Genomic DNA, 17,580 nt, shown 5'->3' on the forward strand with positions numbered 1-17,580 from the left:
TAATGGATTTACAAGATCAATTAAAAAATTTATTCCCAGATCATCAGTTTGAGGAAAAACCTGAAGAAAAAAAACCTGACGTCTGGTTACAAGATGAACCCATTCTTTGTAAGTATGAAAAACGTAAAGGGAAACCTGTTACTATAATAGACGGTTATAATGGGGCTACCCAAGACTTTAAAAAATTAGCAAAAGAAATCAAAACCAAACTAAGTGTTGGTGGTAGTTTTAAAGATGATAAAATCATAATTCAAGGTGATTATAGAGATACTATAATGCAACTTTTAAAAGATAAAGGATTCAACGTAAAACGCGTTGGTGGATAAGTAAAAAATGTCGAAGATTTGATTCTTCGACATTTTTTTTATATTTACAACTTTTGTAAAGTGTTAAATACCAACCAGTAAATAATAACGTATAAAATAAATCGTTTATTTTACATAAATAAAGAAATCAACCAATTCCCTAAAATTATGAAACATTCTTTATTACACATAACCAATGGAGACGTTACAACTCAAAGACTTCAAGAACTAAATATTGAAGGTGATATTATTACGTGGCGTGAAATGTTATGTGAAGGAAAAACATCAGTAGACGTAGGTAGTGAAGACTTCTGGAAAACACGTTTTGACTTTTTAAAAACTACTTATAAAATTACTAAGAAGAAGTTTATAGATTATACCCTTAAAGAATACCGAAACCTATGTAATCAAAAACAACAAGATGAGATTGTTTTATGGTTTGAATACGATTTATTTTGTCAAGTAAATATGTTAGCAGTAATAAGCTGGCTAAAAAGATACCGTAAAAATCACAAAATATCTTTAGTTACAAGTGGTAAAATAGATAACTCTAAAAAGTTATATGGTTTAGGAGAATTATCTGACGATCAATTAAAAGAGCACTTTAAAAATAAAATAGAGCTTTCTCAAGATGATATAGAATATGCTGACTATATATGGCAATTATATTGCTCAGATAGTCCGTTACCTCTTGAAAATGCACATAAATTTAATCCAAAATCACCTTTTGTATATCTAGAAAACGCTATAAAAGCACATTTACTTCGTTTTCCTTCAATTGAAAATGGATTAAATTATATAGAAAATAATATTTTAAAGGTTGCTAACGAGCATACATTTGCAAACCAAGATGAACTGCTTAGAAGTCTTTTAACTCATCAAGAAAACTATGGGTTTGGTGATATTCAATACGTTAACAAACTTGAAAGCCTTAAAAAGCTATTTACCTCTTTTGATCCTGTAAAACTTAGTAAAACAGGTAAGAAAGTATTGCAAAACCAAACAAACTATTATGCTAAAATTCGTTCTGATTTTTCGTATCTTGGTGGCGCAAAAAAATACAGCTATCTCTACGTAAACTCTACTGATAAGCTGTTAAAAATAACATCGTAAATGAGTATACAACATTCTGAGCTCATCTTAAATCCAGATGGTAGTATTTACCATTTGAATTTAAGACCTGAACATATTGCTACCGATATCATTTTTGTTGGAGACCAATATCGTGTCGACAAAGTCACCAAACACTTTGATACTATAGAATTTAGCACACAAAAAAGAGAATTTAAAACCACTACTGGTACCTATAAAGGAAAAAAAATTTCTGTAATTTCTACAGGAATAGGCCCTGATAATATTGATATTGTTTTAAACGAGTTAGACGCCTTAGTTAATATCGACTTAAACTCACGTAAACCTAAAGAAAAACATACACAATTAAACATTACAAGAATTGGAACTTCTGGTTCTTTACATGCTGATATTCCTGTAGATAGTTTTTTATTAAGCTCTCATGGATTGGATTTAAACGGAATGTTACAATCGTATCAAGTGGATGAAATTTCACATCCAGATATAGAAGAAGCTTTCATAAAACATACCAATTGGAGTGCAAAAAAATCATATCCGTTAATTATTTCTAATGGAAAACCTTTAGAAGATAAATTAATATCTAACAAAGTATATATAGGAATTACAGCTACCGCTGGTGGTTTTTATGGTCCTCAAGGACGTGTTTTACGCTTACCTTTGCAAGACCCCGATTTAAATAAGAAGATTGATAGTTTTAACTATAATAACAATCGAATTACCAACCTTGAAATGGAAACATCAGCCATTTATGGGTTGGCTAAACTACTAGGTCATAATGCAGCATCAATGAATGCAATTATTGCTAACAGAGCCAACGGAACATTTAGTAAAGATCCGTATAAAGTAGTAAATGATTTGATTGCATATACCCTAGATAAATTAGTTGAATAAATGCTGAAATTAAAAATAGGTGGTGTTCCTGAACATTTTAATTACCCATGGTACATTACATTAAAAAATAAAGAATACACCAAAGAAGGAATCAACTTACGCTGGAAAGATTATCCTGGAGGTACTGGAGCTATGACGAAAGCTTTACGCTCTGGTGAAGTTGACATTGCCCTGGTGCTTACTGAAGGAATTATTAAAGATATTATTAATGGAAATCCTTCAAAAATTACACAAACTTTTGTAAAAAGTCCACTTGTTTGGGGAATTCATGTTGCTGCGAACTCAAAATTCAAAACCATTAATGACTTAGAGAATGCTACAGTAGCTATTAGCCGATTTGGTTCAGGTTCTCAACTTATGGCAATTGTAAATGCCCATAACAATGGTTGGGATGTTAATAAACTACAATTTAAAGTAGTTGGAGATTTACAAGGAGGAATAGACGCTTTAACTAATGGAGAAGCCGATTATTTTATGTGGGAGCACTTTACCACAAAACCATTGGTTGATAACGGTACTTTTAGGCGAGTTGGTAACTGCCCTACCCCATGGCCTTGTTTTGTAATTGCTGTTCGTGATGAAATCTTAGAAAATAATTTTGAAGAAGTAAAAAAAGTACACGATATCATTAACGCTTGTACTAAAGACTTTAAAGACTTCGATAATATTGATAAAGTTCTTTCCAATAGGTATGAACAACAAATAGATGATATTCAGGAATGGTTATCTATTACTGAATGGAATGACGGCGAAGCTATTTCCGAAAATTTAATTACGGACATACAAAATAAAATGGTGGAGTTCAACGTTATTGAAAAGAAGGAAAATTCTGGTGACTTAATCAGAAATATGTATATTTGATTTTTATAAAACGGAATAATGATGAAAAAAGTAGTATTTATTGCAATTTGTACTGTTAGTTTATTAGGTTTTTCTTCTTGCGGAAGTACTAGTCCTTGTGGATTAGCAAAAACTAATCAAAACAAACAAAAACAACATCAACAACAAGAGATAGTAGTTGCAGATGCAACTGAAATAGCAATCGCTGAATAAGTTGATGTTTCTTTATTCAAATTCAATAAATCCGCTTTTTTAGGCGGATTTTTTTATTTTGATTTTTCTCATAACAAAAAATCCTTTTCTATTTTAGAAAAGGATTTGAGCTTATCTTATATGTGTTAGTTTTTTACTTTGCTATAATTTCTCCTAACAGAGCACCCTTTTCAAAGGCAAACACCATTACTAATAACAACATAACTCCTACACATGTAATAACGTAATATTTTGTTTCATTCTCTTTTTTCATAATATAATTTAGTTTTAATGATTAATTTTTCTTTTTTAACATTGGCACAAACCTAAAATCACCTAACTCATGCTTTTCAAATTCTTTTGGTGATTTCCTTATAAAAAGTGTCATTACTTGCTCTTGATCCCCCACAGGAATCAACAACCTACCTCCTACTTTAATTTGCGCCAATAATGCTTTAGGCACATACGGTGCTCCAGCTGTAACAATAATTTTGTCAAAAGGAGCTTCTTCTGGTAATCCTTTGTAACCATCACCAAAAATAAACCTTTTTGGCTTATATCCAAGTCTTGGCAAAAACATTGAAGTTTTTTTAAATAACTCATGTTGTCTTTCTATTGAATACACCACAGCATTCAATTCTAATAATACTGCCGTTTGGTATCCAGATCCAGTTCCTATTTCTAATACTTTTTCTTCTGGCTTTACTTCTAATACTTGTGATTGAAACGCTACTGTATAAGGCTGAGAAATTGTTTGTTCAGCAGCAATAGGAAAAGCTTTGTCTTGATACGCATGCGCTTCAAAACTACTATCCATAAACAAATGTCTTGGAATTTTTCTGATAGCTTTTAATACTCTCTCGTCATTAATTCCTTTTACTTCTAAAACGTTTGCTAATTGATTTCTAAGTCCTTGGTGTTTGGTTGTATCTCTCACTAATTATAAAATTTCAGGAGGATAAAAGTAGTAATAAATCTGTATAAAAGTGTATCTTTGTTTGCGTTGATTTTTTGTAGAAATCATTTCTTTTTCAACAAACCAATCAAATAACTAATAATCTTTCACTTATGTTAAAAGCTGGAGTTTTAGGCGCAGGTCACTTAGGAAAAATCCATTTGCGTTTGTTACAACAATCAGAAAAATATGAATTAGTAGGGTTTTATGACCCTTTTACAGAAAATGCACAAAAAGTAGCTGATGAATTTGGCTATAAATTATTCGATTCAGTAGAAGCGTTAATTGATGCTGTTGAAGTAGTTGACATTGTTACTCCTACACTTTCTCACTTCGATTGTGCCAAACAAGCCATTGAAAAAGGAAAACATATTTTTATTGAAAAGCCTATTACGAATACAGTGTTAGAAGCTGAAGCTATAAGAACGTTGGCAAGTCAACACCATGTTCGTGGTCAAGTTGGACATGTAGAGCGTTTTAACCCTGCTTTTATGGCTGTAAAAGACTTGATTGACACGCCAATGTTTATTGAAACACATCGTTTGGCTGAATTTAACCCTAGAGGAACAGATGTACCTGTAGTTTTAGATTTAATGATTCATGATATTGATATTATTTTATCGGTTGTAAACTCAAAAGTAAAAAGTGTGCATGCAAGTGGTGTATCAGTAATTTCAGAAACTCCTGATATTGCTAATGCTCGTATTGAATTTGAAAATGGTTGTGTTGCGAACCTAACAGCAAGTAGAATTTCGATGAAAAACATGCGTAAGAGCCGTTTTTTCCAAAGAGACGCATACATTTCAGTAAACTTCTTAGAAAAGCAATCAGAAGTTGTTAGAATGAAAGACGTACCAGAAAAACCTGATGAGTTTGCTATGATTTTGCAGAATGCTGAAGGTGTTAAAAAGCAAATTTATTACGATAATCCTGAAGTAGTAGCTAACAACGCTATTTTAGATGAATTAGAATCGTTTGCAGATGCTATTCACAATAATACTACGCCTATTGTTTCGTTACGTCAAGGTACTGAGGCTTTACGTGTAGCACATCAGATTATAGACTGTTTTTAGAATAAAGTAAATAAGTAACAACCGCGTTAGGGATTGCAGTGAAAATCCTTTTTTGTTATGCTGCGCAAAGCAAAGATTATAACAAAAAAGATTGTAGCGGAAAGCCCGCCCCATAGGGGGAACGCCCATATAAATACCAAAACACAACAACATGAAAAATATCGCCGTAATTGGAGCAGGAACAATGGGAAATGGAATTGCGCATACGTTTGCTCAATTTGGATACAATGTTCAACTTATCGACATTTCGCAAGCTGCCTTAGATAGAGGTTTAGCAACCATTACTAAAAACTTAGATAGAATGGTAGCGAAAGAAAAAATTACTGAAGACGATAAAAATAATACCTTAAACAATATTACTACCTACACTTCTATTAAAGAAGGTGTACAGAATACTAGTTTAGTTGTTGAGGCTGCTACTGAAAATATTGACTTAAAACTTAAGATTTTTAAAGATTTAGATGAAGCTTGTGCTGAGGATACTATTTTAGCTACCAACACTTCATCAATCTCAATTACTCAAATTGCAGCAGCTACCAATAGACCTGAAAAAGTAATTGGAATGCACTTTATGAATCCTGTGCCAATTATGAAATTGGTTGAAATTATTAGAGGATACAACACTTCTGATGAAGTAATGGACTTTACAGTTGATTTAACTAAGAAAATAAATAAAGTTCCTGTTGAAGTAAATGATTACCCAGGTTTTGTTGCCAATCGTATTTTAATGCCAATGATTAACGAAAGTATTGAAACGTTATACAACGGTGTTGCTGGTGTTGCTGAAATTGATACCGTAATGAAATTAGGAATGGCACATCCAATGGGGCCATTACAATTAGCCGATTTTATTGGGTTAGATGTTTGTTTATCTATCTTAAACGTAATGTATGATGGATTTAAAAACCCTAAGTATGCTCCATCTCCGTTATTAGTAAACATGGTTGCAGCTGGTAAATTAGGTGTTAAATCTGGTGAAGGTTTTTATGATTATTCAGAAAGTAGAAAAGCAGAGAAAGTTGCGAAGATGTTTTCTTAAAAACTAAGAAAAATATAAAACAAAAAGAAGCCTTTTGGGCTTCTTTTTGTTTTATAATTGTAATACTTCACCTTCATTAGGGATTACAATTTTATCTTGAATAGATTTTTCTTGCTCTTTTAAAAATAAGCGAAGCTCCTCTTTCGTTAATCCACAATGATTTATTGCGTCCATATGAATTGCTATTAAAATAGCTTTCTTATTCTCAACAGCTATCCTTAGTAATTCTTCTTTAGTTAACGTCATATGTTTACCTGGTTCTAAAACAGGGTTTGGCTTGCTAAAAGTACACTCCCCTGTATTTGCAATAATATGAGTAGGTTTTTCAATTTTCAAAGCATTCTTTAAAAGACTATCTAAAACGGCGTCTCCTGTAATAAATATTGTATCTTCTTTAAATGTTAAAGAAAAAGAAGATGATTCGCCAAAAGGCATTGCTCCTGTTGCTCCTTCATGATGATGTGCTTCGTAGCGTTTTATCGATACTCCAGACCAATTTACAACCTGCTCTATGCTTTGTAAGTTTGTAAATCCTTTTGATTTTAATTTTTCTACATCAAAAGGTTGGCAAAAAATAAGTATGTTTTTAGGAAGTAATTTTTCAGCATCAGCATCAAAATGATCTGGATGGTAATGCGTTATCAAAACAGCATCGGCTTGTTCTATAATTTTATTTTTAGGTATCGGTAAATCATTCATAGGAATCCGTTTATCATTAGAAAAAGGAATTGGGTCTTGTGTTCCCTTATCTGACAAAACAGGGTCTATTAATATTTTTTTTGAATTTACTTCTAAAAACACCGTAGCCTGTCGTATATATTCCAGTTTTGTTGTGTTTTCTCTTCTTGTTTTATTAGTTGTTTTACACGCACTAATCATGGTTAAAATTACGAGTAGCAATTGATAACGTTTCTTCATTTTTATATGTTTTTTTTCTTATAAAGCCACGAAACTAAAGCACTTTTAAACAAGAAACAATACGTTACATTTTTGTACCTTACGCACCTTTTGGTTAGTTTTTTTAGTACCAAAAAGATAGAATTGAAAAAAAAATGAAAAAATTTTCACCTGATTATTGCCCTTTAACTTATGCGACAAAAGTTGTAAGTGGAAAATGGAAGTTATTTATCATTTCTAGGCTTGTTGAAAAACCACTTAGGTATGGACAAATCAAGACTGCATGTGAAACAATTTCAGAAAAGATGTTAACTAGCCAGTTAAAAGAGTTAGAAACTGATGGAATTATTAACAGAAAAATATATGCTGAAGTACCTCCAAGAGTTGAGTATTCTCTTACTCCATTTGGCAATGATTTAGTCAATGCTTTAGCCCCATTACATGCTTGGGGAATTGATTACATGGAGCATAAGAAAATTCCTTTTCCTAAATATAACTGAAAAGATGATTACCCCCATCATAGTAAACTAAAGACTAGTTTCCTAAATTATAAGTTTATCTAATAGCTTTTTACGATTATTCTGAAAATAGAAAAGCTGAGAAAGTAGTGAAAATACTTTCAGAAGCTTTTTTAGAGCTAATACTTTACCATTGTTTTATTAAACTACCGATTCCTTTTTCAATTCCTCTATAGTAGTTTTCGTTTTTAAACTCAGGAACAATTACACTATCTATTACCTTTTTGCAAATTTCATCGGTAAGCGTTTCTTCTGTTCCTAACCCTGTAGATATTCGTATTTCTCTTTTTAATTTATTGATAACAATTGTTAAGCCATTATTCTTGTCTTTTCTCCCTACTCCCCAATCATTAGCCAACGCTAAAGAATAATCTTCAATATTATCATAAGGTTGATAACTACTTAAAGTAACAACTGCTATAACATTTGTTGATTCTTTTTCATAATCATCAATTAGTTTTTCCAATTTTTGCTCTTCATCATTTGTGAACATATCTTCATAATCATTCACATAACCTATCGGAGAAGGAAACTTACTCTCTACAACTTCTTTTGACTTATTAAAAAAGACTACTTCCTTTTCATTTTCTGTACTTTTACATGAGAATACTGCAATTATTAGAAGTAGTATTACTATAACTTTTTCCTTTTTCATCTCTCTTTATTTAACACGAAGTATCCGCTATGATTTTCCACTCATCTTGTATCTTCTTAAAAATAATCATAAAAACGCCATTAGCGTCTCCTACTGTTCTTTTTAAATGATATTCCCCCATAACTGAATAAGCTCCTTCAGTAATTTTAGAAATGTCATTAATCTTAAAAGTTAATGTTCCTGAGTGTTCTTTTGTTGGATACCCTTTTTTATAATTATCTAAGGTTTTTTGCCATCCAAAAGTAACTCCATTTCGTCCGTAAAACTTTAATGAATCACTCTTCCAATACCCTTGCATAAAACCTTCTAAATCGTGATTTGACCAAGCTTCTTCTTGTGCCTTCATCACCGATAAAATCTCTTGTTTTTCTGTTTCTTCTGAAACGGTTTTGGCTGCTTCTTGCTTACATGAAGCAAATAATATCACTAAAAAAACAATACTTAAAAACTTTTTCATTTTAAAATAGAGAGTTTATAATATATTTTATAGTCACTCCTTCTGCCTCTGCTTTATAATTCTTCACAATTCTATGTGATAAGATAGGAATTGCTACCGCTTGAACATCTTCAATGTCTGGAGAATATTTTCCATGTACCGCTGCGTGTACTTTGGCTGCCAAAATTAAGTTTTGTGAAGCTCTTGGTCCTGCTCCCCAATCAATGTACTTTTTAATTAATTCAGTAGCTTTATCTGAATTAGGACGTGTTTTACCCACCAAACCAACAGCATACTCAACTACATTATCTGCTACAGGAATTTTACGTATTAACTTTTGGACTTCAATAATTTCTTCTGAAGAAAAAATAGCGTTGACTGTTTGTTCAGCTATTGATGTCGTATTTTTTACCACTTGTACCTCTTCTTCAAAGCTTGGATACTCTAAGTTGATTGAAAACATAAAACGGTCTAGTTGCGCTTCTGGTAACGGATATGTTCCTTCTTGCTCAATAGGGTTTTGTGTAGCTAATACAAAAAATGGTAGCTCTAACTTATAATGATGTCCTGCTACAGTTACCGATTTTTCTTGCATAGCCTCTAGTAAAGCTGCTTGTGTTTTAGGTGGTGTACGATTTATTTCATCTGCTAAAATGATATTTGAAAAAATTGGTCCTTTTATAAATTTAAAATGACGCGTTTCATCTAATATTTCACTTCCTAAAATATCAGAAGGCATTAAATCTGGAGTAAACTGAATTCTATTAAAATTCAACCCTAATGCGCTAGAAATTGTATTTACTAATAAGGTTTTTGCCAATCCTGGTACTCCAATTAACAACGAATGTCCTCCACAAAAAATTGAAAGTAATGTATAGTTTACAGCTTCTTGCTGACCTATTATAACCTTACCTATTTCTTGTTGTAGTTGACTATATTTTTCTACAAGTGTGTTTACTGCTGTTACGTCAGACATAAATCAAAATTTTTCTTTGTTCAATAAATTTAATTACAAACTTTTATAAAATGAAATTCCCGCTCTCGCGGGAATGACAATATACTAAATTTATTATTTCTTATTTGTTTTCTTTCTTCCAATCTTTCTTGAAAGTACACTTCTTATAATCGTTACTTAATTTTAGGTAAGTTTCTTGGATTTTATCCTTGGTCCATTTTGTAATTTCTTCTTCTTTTTTCTTAGCAAGAGCAAATTCTTGCATTCTTACATAGTCATCTACTAAATCAGCTTTATGTGTATCTGTTTTATCTTTTAATAAGATTACTTTATACATTTTTTCTCCTTCTCGTGTTTCATCATAAAAAATATCAGACAAATCACCTTTTTTTAACTCACTAATTCTTGCGAATAACTCAGGCGGCATTCTCGTTAACTCAAAAGTTGGTTCTTGAGTATAAGGATTCATTATAATACCTGCACTATTTTTTGTTTCTTCGTCCTCAGAATATTTCTTTACAGCTTCTTCAAAAGTTATTTTCTCTTCTTTTATATCAGCTACTATCTTTTCTATTTGTTCTTTAGTTTCATTTAATTTTTCATCTGAAACTTCAGGTTGCATTAAAATATGAGATACTTCTCGTTGATTACCTTTAATTTTATGCAGTTGAAGTATATGGTATCCGAAAGCTGATTTAATAGGCTCTGAGATTTGATTTACATCCAATGAAAATGCTGTTTCTTTAAACTCTTTAATAAATGGACTATCTTTTGTAATTACATATTTCCCACCATTTTGAGCTACTCCTGGATCTTCTGAGTTAATAATTGCCTTCAACTTAAAACTTGCACCGTTTTCTATTTCTTTTTTTATTTCTTTTAATTTGTTTATTACTCGCTCTTTCTCTTCTTCTGTTGGTTCTGCTTTTACTACTAATTGTTGCAATTGAACTTCAGCTGGTATTTCAGGAAGCTCTCCCTTATCTTGTAATCCTTTAAAATAGATGCGAATTTCTTCTGGAGTTACGTCAATATTTTCAGTGATCTTTTGCTGTTCTTTTTCTATTAGTAAATTCTCTCTTTGAACTCTACCTAGTTCTTTCTTTAAATCTTCAACATCATTAAAACCATAAGCTTCAACCACTTTTTCTTCACTTCCATATTCTTGTGTAAAAAAAGCAATACTTCTATCTACTCTACTATCAATTTCAGATTGAGATACTGTTACACTATCAATAATTGCATGATGAGCTAATAGTTTTTGTTGCATTAATTCTTCTAACATTTCACAGTCAGATATCTTTACTTTTCCTTCACTTCTCAACTCTACTTCTTGCTTAAACTTATCTATATCAGAATCTAAAACAATGTTTTTACCTACCACCACAGCAACACCATCTACTTTTGTTCCTTGTGCATTAACTGTTGTTAAGCCTGCTAAAAACAACGTAAATACTATACTAATATTCTTTAAAGTTCTTGTTTTCAATTGCATCATTTATCAGCGTTTTTTCAATATCTCGTATTAATTCTAATTTTCTTTTATGTAAAATAATCTGTTTTATTCTAGCGCTTACATAGCTCAGTGGAGCCGTAGCGTTTTGTGGTAACATATTTTTTACAGCGACCAAATATACTCCTAAACTATCTTCTTTTTGTATGAATTTTGATATTTTTAACAAGTTTTCTTTCGTTTCGTTACGAAAAGGTGGAATTTTTTTCTTTAAATATTCAAAAGTTACCCAAGTTGAATCTTGTAATCGATATGATTTAAAATTTAATAAATGTCTTTCTAAATCTTCTTTATCCTCTTCTTTTTCTGACTTAAACTGCTTTATTGTTTCTTTTTTATCCAGGTAATCTTTACCAAAATGTACATATTCAAATTGTACAAGTTCTTCACTTACTTTAAAATTCTCTTTATTTTCCTCATAATACAACTCTATTTCTTCCTCAGTAACAACCGTATCTAATTGTTGTTTTATCAAACGTTCTTTATAGCCGTTAATGTATAAACTCTTTTTATAATCGTTAACTAAGTTTTGTATTTCTTCACTGTTTACTTCTGAGATATTCTCTTCTGCTTTAATGTACAATAATTCTTGTTTAGCCCAAGAATTAATCAAACCTTTTACTATAACTAAACTATCTTTGGGTGAAAGATTTTTTGGCAATAAACCAGCAATATCTTTTTTGTATAGATGTTTATTATAAACAGTAGCAATTGGTCTTTCACTCGTAACCCTTTTAGTTTTTAAACTAACAAGATCACATGAAACGATTATAAATAATGTTGTTAAAAAAATATATTTTCTCACTTTGTATTATTGGTTAAACGTATTCTTAAATTTTATTAATCCCCTTTTCTTACTCTAACCATATAGTTGTTTCATAGCTTTTTTATCATTCTTTTCCTTACTAGAAATAATTACTTATCTTTTTTATTGCATCAAGTTCTTTGCCATACTTTTAGCTTAGTAAAAGATTTTTAGCCATAATTTTTCTTTTTTTAAAAGAAAAACTACATCCAAAAATGAAAGTGTAAAACTTTTTTTGTTATAAATTTACAAAGAAATAATACCTTTTATTGCCTCTGCTTTTTTATAATACGAAATAACTTCGTTTGAACTCTTTACTGTAATATGTATTGATACACTTACGTATTTTCCTGTTTTAGATTTTTTTGTATTGATAACTGCTCCAGCATTATTAAATAAGTCTTGTACTTCTTTCTCCTGACTACCGTCAGTAGGAACAATAAATTTATATAAATACTTAGCTGGAAACGTTGTGGTATCTTCTAATTGTGATTTTAATTTTGCGTAAAAAGCTTCTCTATCTTGCATAACTCAGAAATTACTATTTTATAAAAACTCATCAAAAATTTAAAGCATGTAGTGATGATGCACAAAATTACACTATTTATTATATTTATAACTTGAAACTTTTATTTTTGCCCCATGCAACAAAAAATAGTTTTAATAGGTGGTCCTGGTACAGGTAAATCCTCTATTTTAAGAGAATTTATTAGACGTGGGTATGAATGTATGCCAGAGATTTCAAGAGAGGTTACACTTAAAGCTCAAAAAGATGGTATTGATCAACTTTTTTTAGAGCAACCTTTATTATTTAGCCAACTATTATTAGAAGGAAGAGAGCAACAGTACTTAGAAGCTCACCAAAGTGATGCTGAGATTATCTTTTTTGATAGAGGGATTCCTGATGTACACGCTTATATGAATTATTTAGGTTCTGACTACCCAGATGTTTTTATTAAAAAAAGCAATAAATATTTATACAATAAAGTATTTATGTGCGCTCCTTGGGAGGCTATTTATAAATCTGACAACGAACGTTATGAAACCTTCGAGCAGTCAGTAAAAATAGATACCTTTTTAAAAGAAGCTTACGAAGAAGTAGGCTATAATATTATTGATGTTCCTTTTGGTTCGGTACAAGAGCGCTGTGATTTTATTTTACATTCGTTAAAACACGATGTATGATAAATCGCTACAAATATTAAAACATTATTGGGGCTATACTTCTTTTAGAAAACCTCAACAAGAAATAATTACTGAAGTTTTAACAGGAAACAATGTTGTTGCTTTACTTCCTACAGGAGGTGGAAAGTCTATTTGTTTTCAAGTACCCGCATTGGTTAAGGAAGGAGTTTGTATAGTAGTTTCTCCCTTAGTTGCCTTAATGCAAGATCAAGTTGCTAATCTTATTGATAAAGGCATAAAAGCTACTTTAATATCTTCTGGAAGCTCACAAGACGATATTATTACACTTTTTGATAATATTCGGTTTGGAAATACTAAGTTTTTATACATTTCACCTGAACGGTTGCAATCTCGTTTTATTCAAGAAAAAATAAAGCAACTAAATGTAAACTTAATAGCTATTGATGAAGCACATTGTATATCTGAATGGGGACACGATTTCCGTCCTTCTTATCAAGAGATTACTGTTTTAAAAGAGTTACTACCAACAATCCCTATAATTGCTTTAACAGCTACGGCAACTCAAAAAGTAATTTCAGATATTGTTTCTTCTCTTGAATTAGAAAAACCTACCGTTTTCAAAAAATCTTTTTTTAGAGAGAATTTAGCCTATCAAATTTTTAAAACTGAAGACAAGCTTGGTAAGCTCAATCAGGTTTTTACCAAAACAAAAGCTCCTTCAATTATATATGTAAATACTCGTAGTAAAACGAAAGAAATTAGTAGTTACTTAAATGCTAATGGATTTAAAAGTTCTTTTTACCATGGAGGTCTTTCTCCTGTAGAAAAAAAGTTAGCTTTTGATAATTGGATGACAGAGAAAACTCCAATTATAGTTGCTACCAATGCTTTTGGTATGGGAATAGACAAACCCAATGTTCGAGTTGTTATTCATCTTAACCTACCTTCTTCTATTGAAAACTATATTCAAGAAGCAGGTCGTGGTGGACGTGATAGAGTAAAGTCTTTCTCTGTAGTATTAACTAACGATAGTGATATTTCTTTAAGTAGTGAATTACTTGAAAAATCATTACCAACCATTGATGAAATAAAAACTATTCACCAAAAACTATATCAACATTTTCAAATTGCAAAAGGTGAATTAATCGAAACTGCTTTCGATTTTAATTTTTTAGCTTTTTGTAACAAGTATAATTTCATCCCCAATAAAACATTCAATGCTCTTCAAATACTCAATAATAATGGCATTATTGAATTAAATCATAGCTTCCAACAAAAATCTACAGTTCAGTTTTTAGCCTCAAGCAAACAAGTTATATCACATACAAATCAAAACTCCCAAATTAAAAATTTTGTCCAACAAATTTTACGTATGTATGGTGGCATTTTTGAAAACCCTGTAAAAATTGATGAATTTTACATTGCTAAAAAGCTAGGTACTACCTCTTGGTTCGTAATCAATACTTTAGAAAAGTTAGCTCAAAAAGAATTAATAGCTTATACAAAAGCTACTAACAATTCGGAACTTTTCTTTTTACACCCTAGAGAAGATGATAAAACCATCAACCGAATTTCTCTAAACATTAAACAATACATTAAACAGAAAAAACAAAAAAATAGAGACTTACTTCAGTTTGTAGAAAACAATTCGGTTTGTAGAAGCGTACAACTTCTTTCCTATTTTGGTGAACACAGCTCTCAAAGTTGTGGAATCTGTGATGTTTGTTTGCAAAGAAAAAACAAAACTAGTATAAGCCAAAAAGATATTCTTTCTAACTTACAAAAAGAAAAAACCTATACAGTTACTGAAATCTGCTCGCTATTAAATGAAAAAGAAACGAACATTTTAATACTTTTGCGAGAGCTTCTTTCCGAAGAAAAAATACACACAAAAAACAATAAATACTTTTTAAAATAAATGAGAGATTTACGCATCGTTTTTATGGGAACTCCTGATTTTGCTGCTACCATTTTACAGCATTTAGTGGAGAATGATTATAATGTAGTAGGAGTTATTACTGCTCCAGATAAACCTGCTGGTAGAGGTCGTAAGCTTAATCAATCTGCTGTAAAAAAATATGCACTTTCTCAAAACTTGCCTATTCTTCAACCCAAAAACTTAAAGAACGAAGAATTCCAAGAAGATTTAAAAAAGTGGGATGCTAACTTACAAGTAGTTGTTGCTTTTAGAATGTTACCTAAATCCGTTTGGGCACTACCAGAATATGGTACTTTTAATTTACATGCTTCACTATTACCAGAATATCGTGGTGCTGCACCTATTAATTGGGCAATTATAAATGGTGAAACGAAAACAGGTGTTACTACTTTCTTTATTGATGATAAAATTGATACAGGAGAAATCATATTACAAAGTGAGGTAACTATTAAAGAAAATGAAATTGTTGGTAAGTTACACGACAGATTAATGCACTTAGGAGCTAAACTAGTTGCTGAAACTTTAAACTTAATTGCTAAAGGAGATGTTACAACTACTAAACAACCTGAATTAGAAGAGAAATCTGCTCCCAAATTGTACCCTCATAACTGTAAGATAGATTGGTCTAAATCTTTAAATGATATTTATAATCATATTCGCGGATTAAATCCATATCCTGCTGCTTGGACTACCATTGTAAATGGAGATAATGAACTTTCTGCTAAAATATACGGAGTTAGTAAAGACCCTACTTCTCATAATCTTGAGGTTGGTGCTATCGTTACCACTAAAAAGGAGTTAAAAATTGCTGTTACAGATGGTTACTTAAATATTCATCAAATTAAAATTTCTGGTAAAAAGTTAATGGATGTTCAGAGTTTATTAAACGGTTTTCAATTCGAAAAAGATGCAAAAGTTCTCTAGCCCTTTATCCATGGGGTTTTAGCGTTTTTAACAAAAAAAGATGAGTGGTTATTAACAATTTAAGGTAACTTATTAACAAAAGAGTATTTTTTTCAAGTCAAATCTTGCACAATCTCACGTTCCGTCTATATTTGTTGAGCTATTGAAGCAAAAAAATATTAATTAATTTTAAAATCTATTTAAATTATGAACAAATCAGATTTAATCGATGCGATGGCTGCTGATGCAGGAATTTCTAAAGCTGCCGCTAAAGCTGCATTAGATTCTTTAACTACTAACGTAACTAATACTTTAAAGAAAGGTGATAAAGTTGCTTTAGTTGGATGGGGAACTTGGTCTGTTTCTAAGAGAGCTGCTAGAACTGGTAGAAACCCTCAAACAGGAAAAGAAATAAAAATTGCTGCTAAAAACGTAGTTAAATTTAAAGCTGGTGCTGGTTTAAGTGACTCAGTAAACTAATATCCTCTTTTAAGAAAATATACTAACAGTATTTAGGCAACTAAATACTGTTTTTTTTTAAGTGTCACAAAAACCAAAAGTTAGTTGTCTTTTATATAGAACTTAAAAAAACATTAAAAATGAAAATTATAGTTACTATTACAGGACTTTTACTTTGCTTTTCAACTGCTTTTGCTCAAAAAGTTATAAATGCATCTGATATTATGAGAGATGTTAAAAACGGAAAAGCAATAGAAATTTCTAACACTACTATTAAAGGTACATTAGACTTTACTTTTATGAATGAAGCGTTACCTAAATTACCTAAAAGAAAAAGTTGGTGGAATAATGGAGGATCTAACACCGTTGAAAAACAAATTACAAATAAAGTTTCTTTTGTAAATTGTGTTTTTGATGATGATGTTTTAGCCTACATTCCTCATGAGAAAAGTGGATATACTTTTGTTGCTAATTTTGAAGATATTGTTGTATTTAAAGATTGTACTTTTGAACAAAAAGCGATGTTTAAATATTCAGATTTTGAGAGAAACACAAACTTTTCTAACACTAAATTTAAAGGTGACTCAACATTTAAGTACGCAAAATTTGATAGAGATATTACTTTCGAAAACACCTCTTTTGAGGAACCAGCTACATTTAAGTATGCAGATTTTAACCGTTTTGTAAGCTTTAAAAACTCTGTTTTCAATGAAAGTGCTATTTTTAAATATACCGAATTTAAAGATGGTGTATCATTTAGAAATGTAAAGTTTGAAGAAGACTTAAATATTAAATACACAAAAGTATCAGGAGAGTTTGATATTACTGGAATGGAAGTAGCTTTTGATATAGACTCTAAATACACTAAAATAAACGGAAAAAGTTTTAATAAGTACTTAATGAAAAGATAAGCTTTCTATTTTATACATAAAAAAAGCTCGCAAAATTGCGAGCTTTTTTATTATAT

The 17,580-nt window shown here is 30.7% G+C and carries 21 protein-coding genes; 13 read left to right on the forward strand and 8 right to left on the reverse strand.

The window, feature by feature from the left end:
* The first annotated feature begins 2 nt into the window (after positions 1-2).
* The 5 genes from AC3VJB_RS05740 (at position 3) to AC3VJB_RS05760 (ending at position 3,341) form a co-directional block, all read left to right on the forward strand.
* Positions 3-326 (forward strand): translation initiation factor, encoded by a 324-nt coding sequence (locus AC3VJB_RS05740; RefSeq protein WP_073183642.1) that lies wholly within the window; start codon positions 3-5, stop codon positions 324-326.
* 147 nt (positions 327-473) lie between these two features.
* Positions 474-1,418: a DUF1835 domain-containing protein gene (locus AC3VJB_RS05745; RefSeq protein WP_159491368.1), complete on the forward strand. Its 945-nt coding sequence runs from the start codon at positions 474-476 to the stop codon at positions 1,416-1,418.
* The gene (locus AC3VJB_RS05750) at positions 1,419-2,288 is read left to right on the forward strand and encodes a nucleoside phosphorylase (protein WP_497666882.1); all 870 of its coding nucleotides are present in this window, start codon (positions 1,419-1,421) and stop codon (positions 2,286-2,288) included. It abuts the gene before it with no gap.
* Positions 2,289-3,149 carry a substrate-binding domain-containing protein gene (locus AC3VJB_RS05755; RefSeq protein ID WP_047789016.1) on the forward strand — a complete coding sequence of 287 codons (861 nt, stop codon included), beginning with the start codon at positions 2,289-2,291 and terminating at the stop codon, positions 3,147-3,149. It abuts the gene before it with no gap.
* 18 nt (positions 3,150-3,167) lie between these two features.
* On the forward strand, positions 3,168-3,341 hold the full coding sequence (locus AC3VJB_RS05760) for a hypothetical protein (RefSeq protein ID WP_156167015.1): 174 nt from the start codon (positions 3,168-3,170) through the stop codon (positions 3,339-3,341).
* Positions 3,342-3,615: 274 nt separating this feature from the next.
* Here AC3VJB_RS05760 and AC3VJB_RS05765 read toward each other — a convergent pair whose 3' ends face one another.
* Positions 3,616-4,257, reverse strand: coding sequence for a protein-L-isoaspartate(D-aspartate) O-methyltransferase (locus AC3VJB_RS05765; protein ID WP_159611664.1), 642 nt, complete (start codon positions 4,255-4,257; stop codon positions 3,616-3,618).
* A gap of 131 nt (positions 4,258-4,388) precedes the next feature.
* Between AC3VJB_RS05765 and AC3VJB_RS05770 the strand changes: the two genes are divergently transcribed.
* Positions 4,389-5,348, forward strand: coding sequence for a Gfo/Idh/MocA family protein (locus AC3VJB_RS05770; RefSeq protein WP_159611666.1), 960 nt, complete (start codon positions 4,389-4,391; stop codon positions 5,346-5,348).
* A 151-nt stretch (positions 5,349-5,499) separates the two neighbouring features.
* Entirely contained in the window at positions 5,500-6,387 is an 888-nt protein-coding gene (locus tag AC3VJB_RS05775) for a 3-hydroxybutyryl-CoA dehydrogenase (protein WP_497666883.1), read from the forward strand.
* Positions 6,388-6,438: 51 nt separating this feature from the next.
* On the opposite strand, the gene AC3VJB_RS05780 is transcribed toward AC3VJB_RS05775, so the two are convergent.
* Entirely contained in the window at positions 6,439-7,305 is an 867-nt protein-coding gene (locus AC3VJB_RS05780) for an MBL fold metallo-hydrolase (RefSeq protein ID WP_082118634.1), read from the reverse strand.
* 134 nt (positions 7,306-7,439) lie between these two features.
* On the opposite strand from AC3VJB_RS05780, the gene AC3VJB_RS05785 reads away from it, so the two are divergent.
* Positions 7,440-7,784, forward strand: a complete 345-nt coding sequence (locus tag AC3VJB_RS05785; RefSeq protein WP_047789021.1) for a winged helix-turn-helix transcriptional regulator — start codon at positions 7,440-7,442, stop codon at positions 7,782-7,784.
* Positions 7,785-7,929: 145 nt separating this feature from the next.
* Here AC3VJB_RS05785 and AC3VJB_RS05790 read toward each other — a convergent pair whose 3' ends face one another.
* The 6 genes from AC3VJB_RS05790 to AC3VJB_RS05815 all read right to left on the reverse strand — a co-directional run bounded on the left by AC3VJB_RS05790 (position 7,930) and on the right by AC3VJB_RS05815 (position 12,694).
* Complete coding sequence (locus AC3VJB_RS05790) at positions 7,930-8,457, reverse strand: TPM domain-containing protein (RefSeq protein ID WP_497666884.1); 528 nt, start codon at positions 8,455-8,457, stop codon at positions 7,930-7,932.
* Between the two features lie 10 nt (positions 8,458-8,467).
* Positions 8,468-8,914 (reverse strand): YybH family protein, encoded by a 447-nt coding sequence (locus tag AC3VJB_RS05795; protein ID WP_173360047.1) that lies wholly within the window; start codon positions 8,912-8,914, stop codon positions 8,468-8,470.
* 1 nt (position 8,915) lies between these two features.
* Complete coding sequence (locus AC3VJB_RS05800; protein WP_173360048.1) at positions 8,916-9,869, reverse strand: AAA family ATPase; 954 nt, start codon at positions 9,867-9,869, stop codon at positions 8,916-8,918.
* A gap of 100 nt (positions 9,870-9,969) precedes the next feature.
* Positions 9,970-11,346: a peptidylprolyl isomerase gene (locus tag AC3VJB_RS05805; RefSeq protein WP_239180557.1), complete on the reverse strand. Its 1,377-nt coding sequence runs from the start codon at positions 11,344-11,346 to the stop codon at positions 9,970-9,972.
* Positions 11,309-12,166, reverse strand: coding sequence for a hypothetical protein (locus AC3VJB_RS05810; RefSeq protein ID WP_047789025.1), 858 nt, complete (start codon positions 12,164-12,166; stop codon positions 11,309-11,311). The genes AC3VJB_RS05805 and AC3VJB_RS05810 overlap by 38 nt, the downstream gene beginning before the upstream one ends.
* Before the next feature lie 246 nt (positions 12,167-12,412).
* The gene (locus AC3VJB_RS05815) at positions 12,413-12,694 is read right to left on the reverse strand and encodes a DUF493 family protein (protein ID WP_047789026.1); all 282 of its coding nucleotides are present in this window, start codon (positions 12,692-12,694) and stop codon (positions 12,413-12,415) included.
* Between the two features lie 114 nt (positions 12,695-12,808).
* Here AC3VJB_RS05815 and AC3VJB_RS05820 point away from each other — a divergent pair, with 114 nt between their 5' ends.
* The 5 genes from AC3VJB_RS05820 to AC3VJB_RS05840 all read left to right on the forward strand — a co-directional run bounded on the left by AC3VJB_RS05820 (position 12,809) and on the right by AC3VJB_RS05840 (position 17,524).
* Positions 12,809-13,351, forward strand: a complete 543-nt coding sequence (locus AC3VJB_RS05820; protein WP_047789027.1) for an AAA family ATPase — start codon at positions 12,809-12,811, stop codon at positions 13,349-13,351.
* Positions 13,344-15,230, forward strand: coding sequence for a RecQ family ATP-dependent DNA helicase (locus tag AC3VJB_RS05825; RefSeq protein ID WP_497666885.1), 1,887 nt, complete (start codon positions 13,344-13,346; stop codon positions 15,228-15,230). The genes AC3VJB_RS05820 and AC3VJB_RS05825 overlap by 8 nt, the downstream gene beginning before the upstream one ends.
* Entirely contained in the window at positions 15,231-16,175 is a 945-nt protein-coding gene (gene fmt, locus AC3VJB_RS05830; protein WP_497666886.1) for a methionyl-tRNA formyltransferase, read from the forward strand.
* Positions 16,176-16,361: 186 nt separating this feature from the next.
* Complete coding sequence (locus AC3VJB_RS05835) at positions 16,362-16,634, forward strand: HU family DNA-binding protein (protein ID WP_047789030.1); 273 nt, start codon at positions 16,362-16,364, stop codon at positions 16,632-16,634.
* A 119-nt stretch (positions 16,635-16,753) separates the two neighbouring features.
* Positions 16,754-17,524 (forward strand): pentapeptide repeat-containing protein, encoded by a 771-nt coding sequence (locus AC3VJB_RS05840; protein WP_047789031.1) that lies wholly within the window; start codon positions 16,754-16,756, stop codon positions 17,522-17,524.
* Positions 17,525-17,580 lie beyond the last annotated feature (56 nt).

Source organism: Tenacibaculum sp. TB-53, from assembly GCF_059716285.2.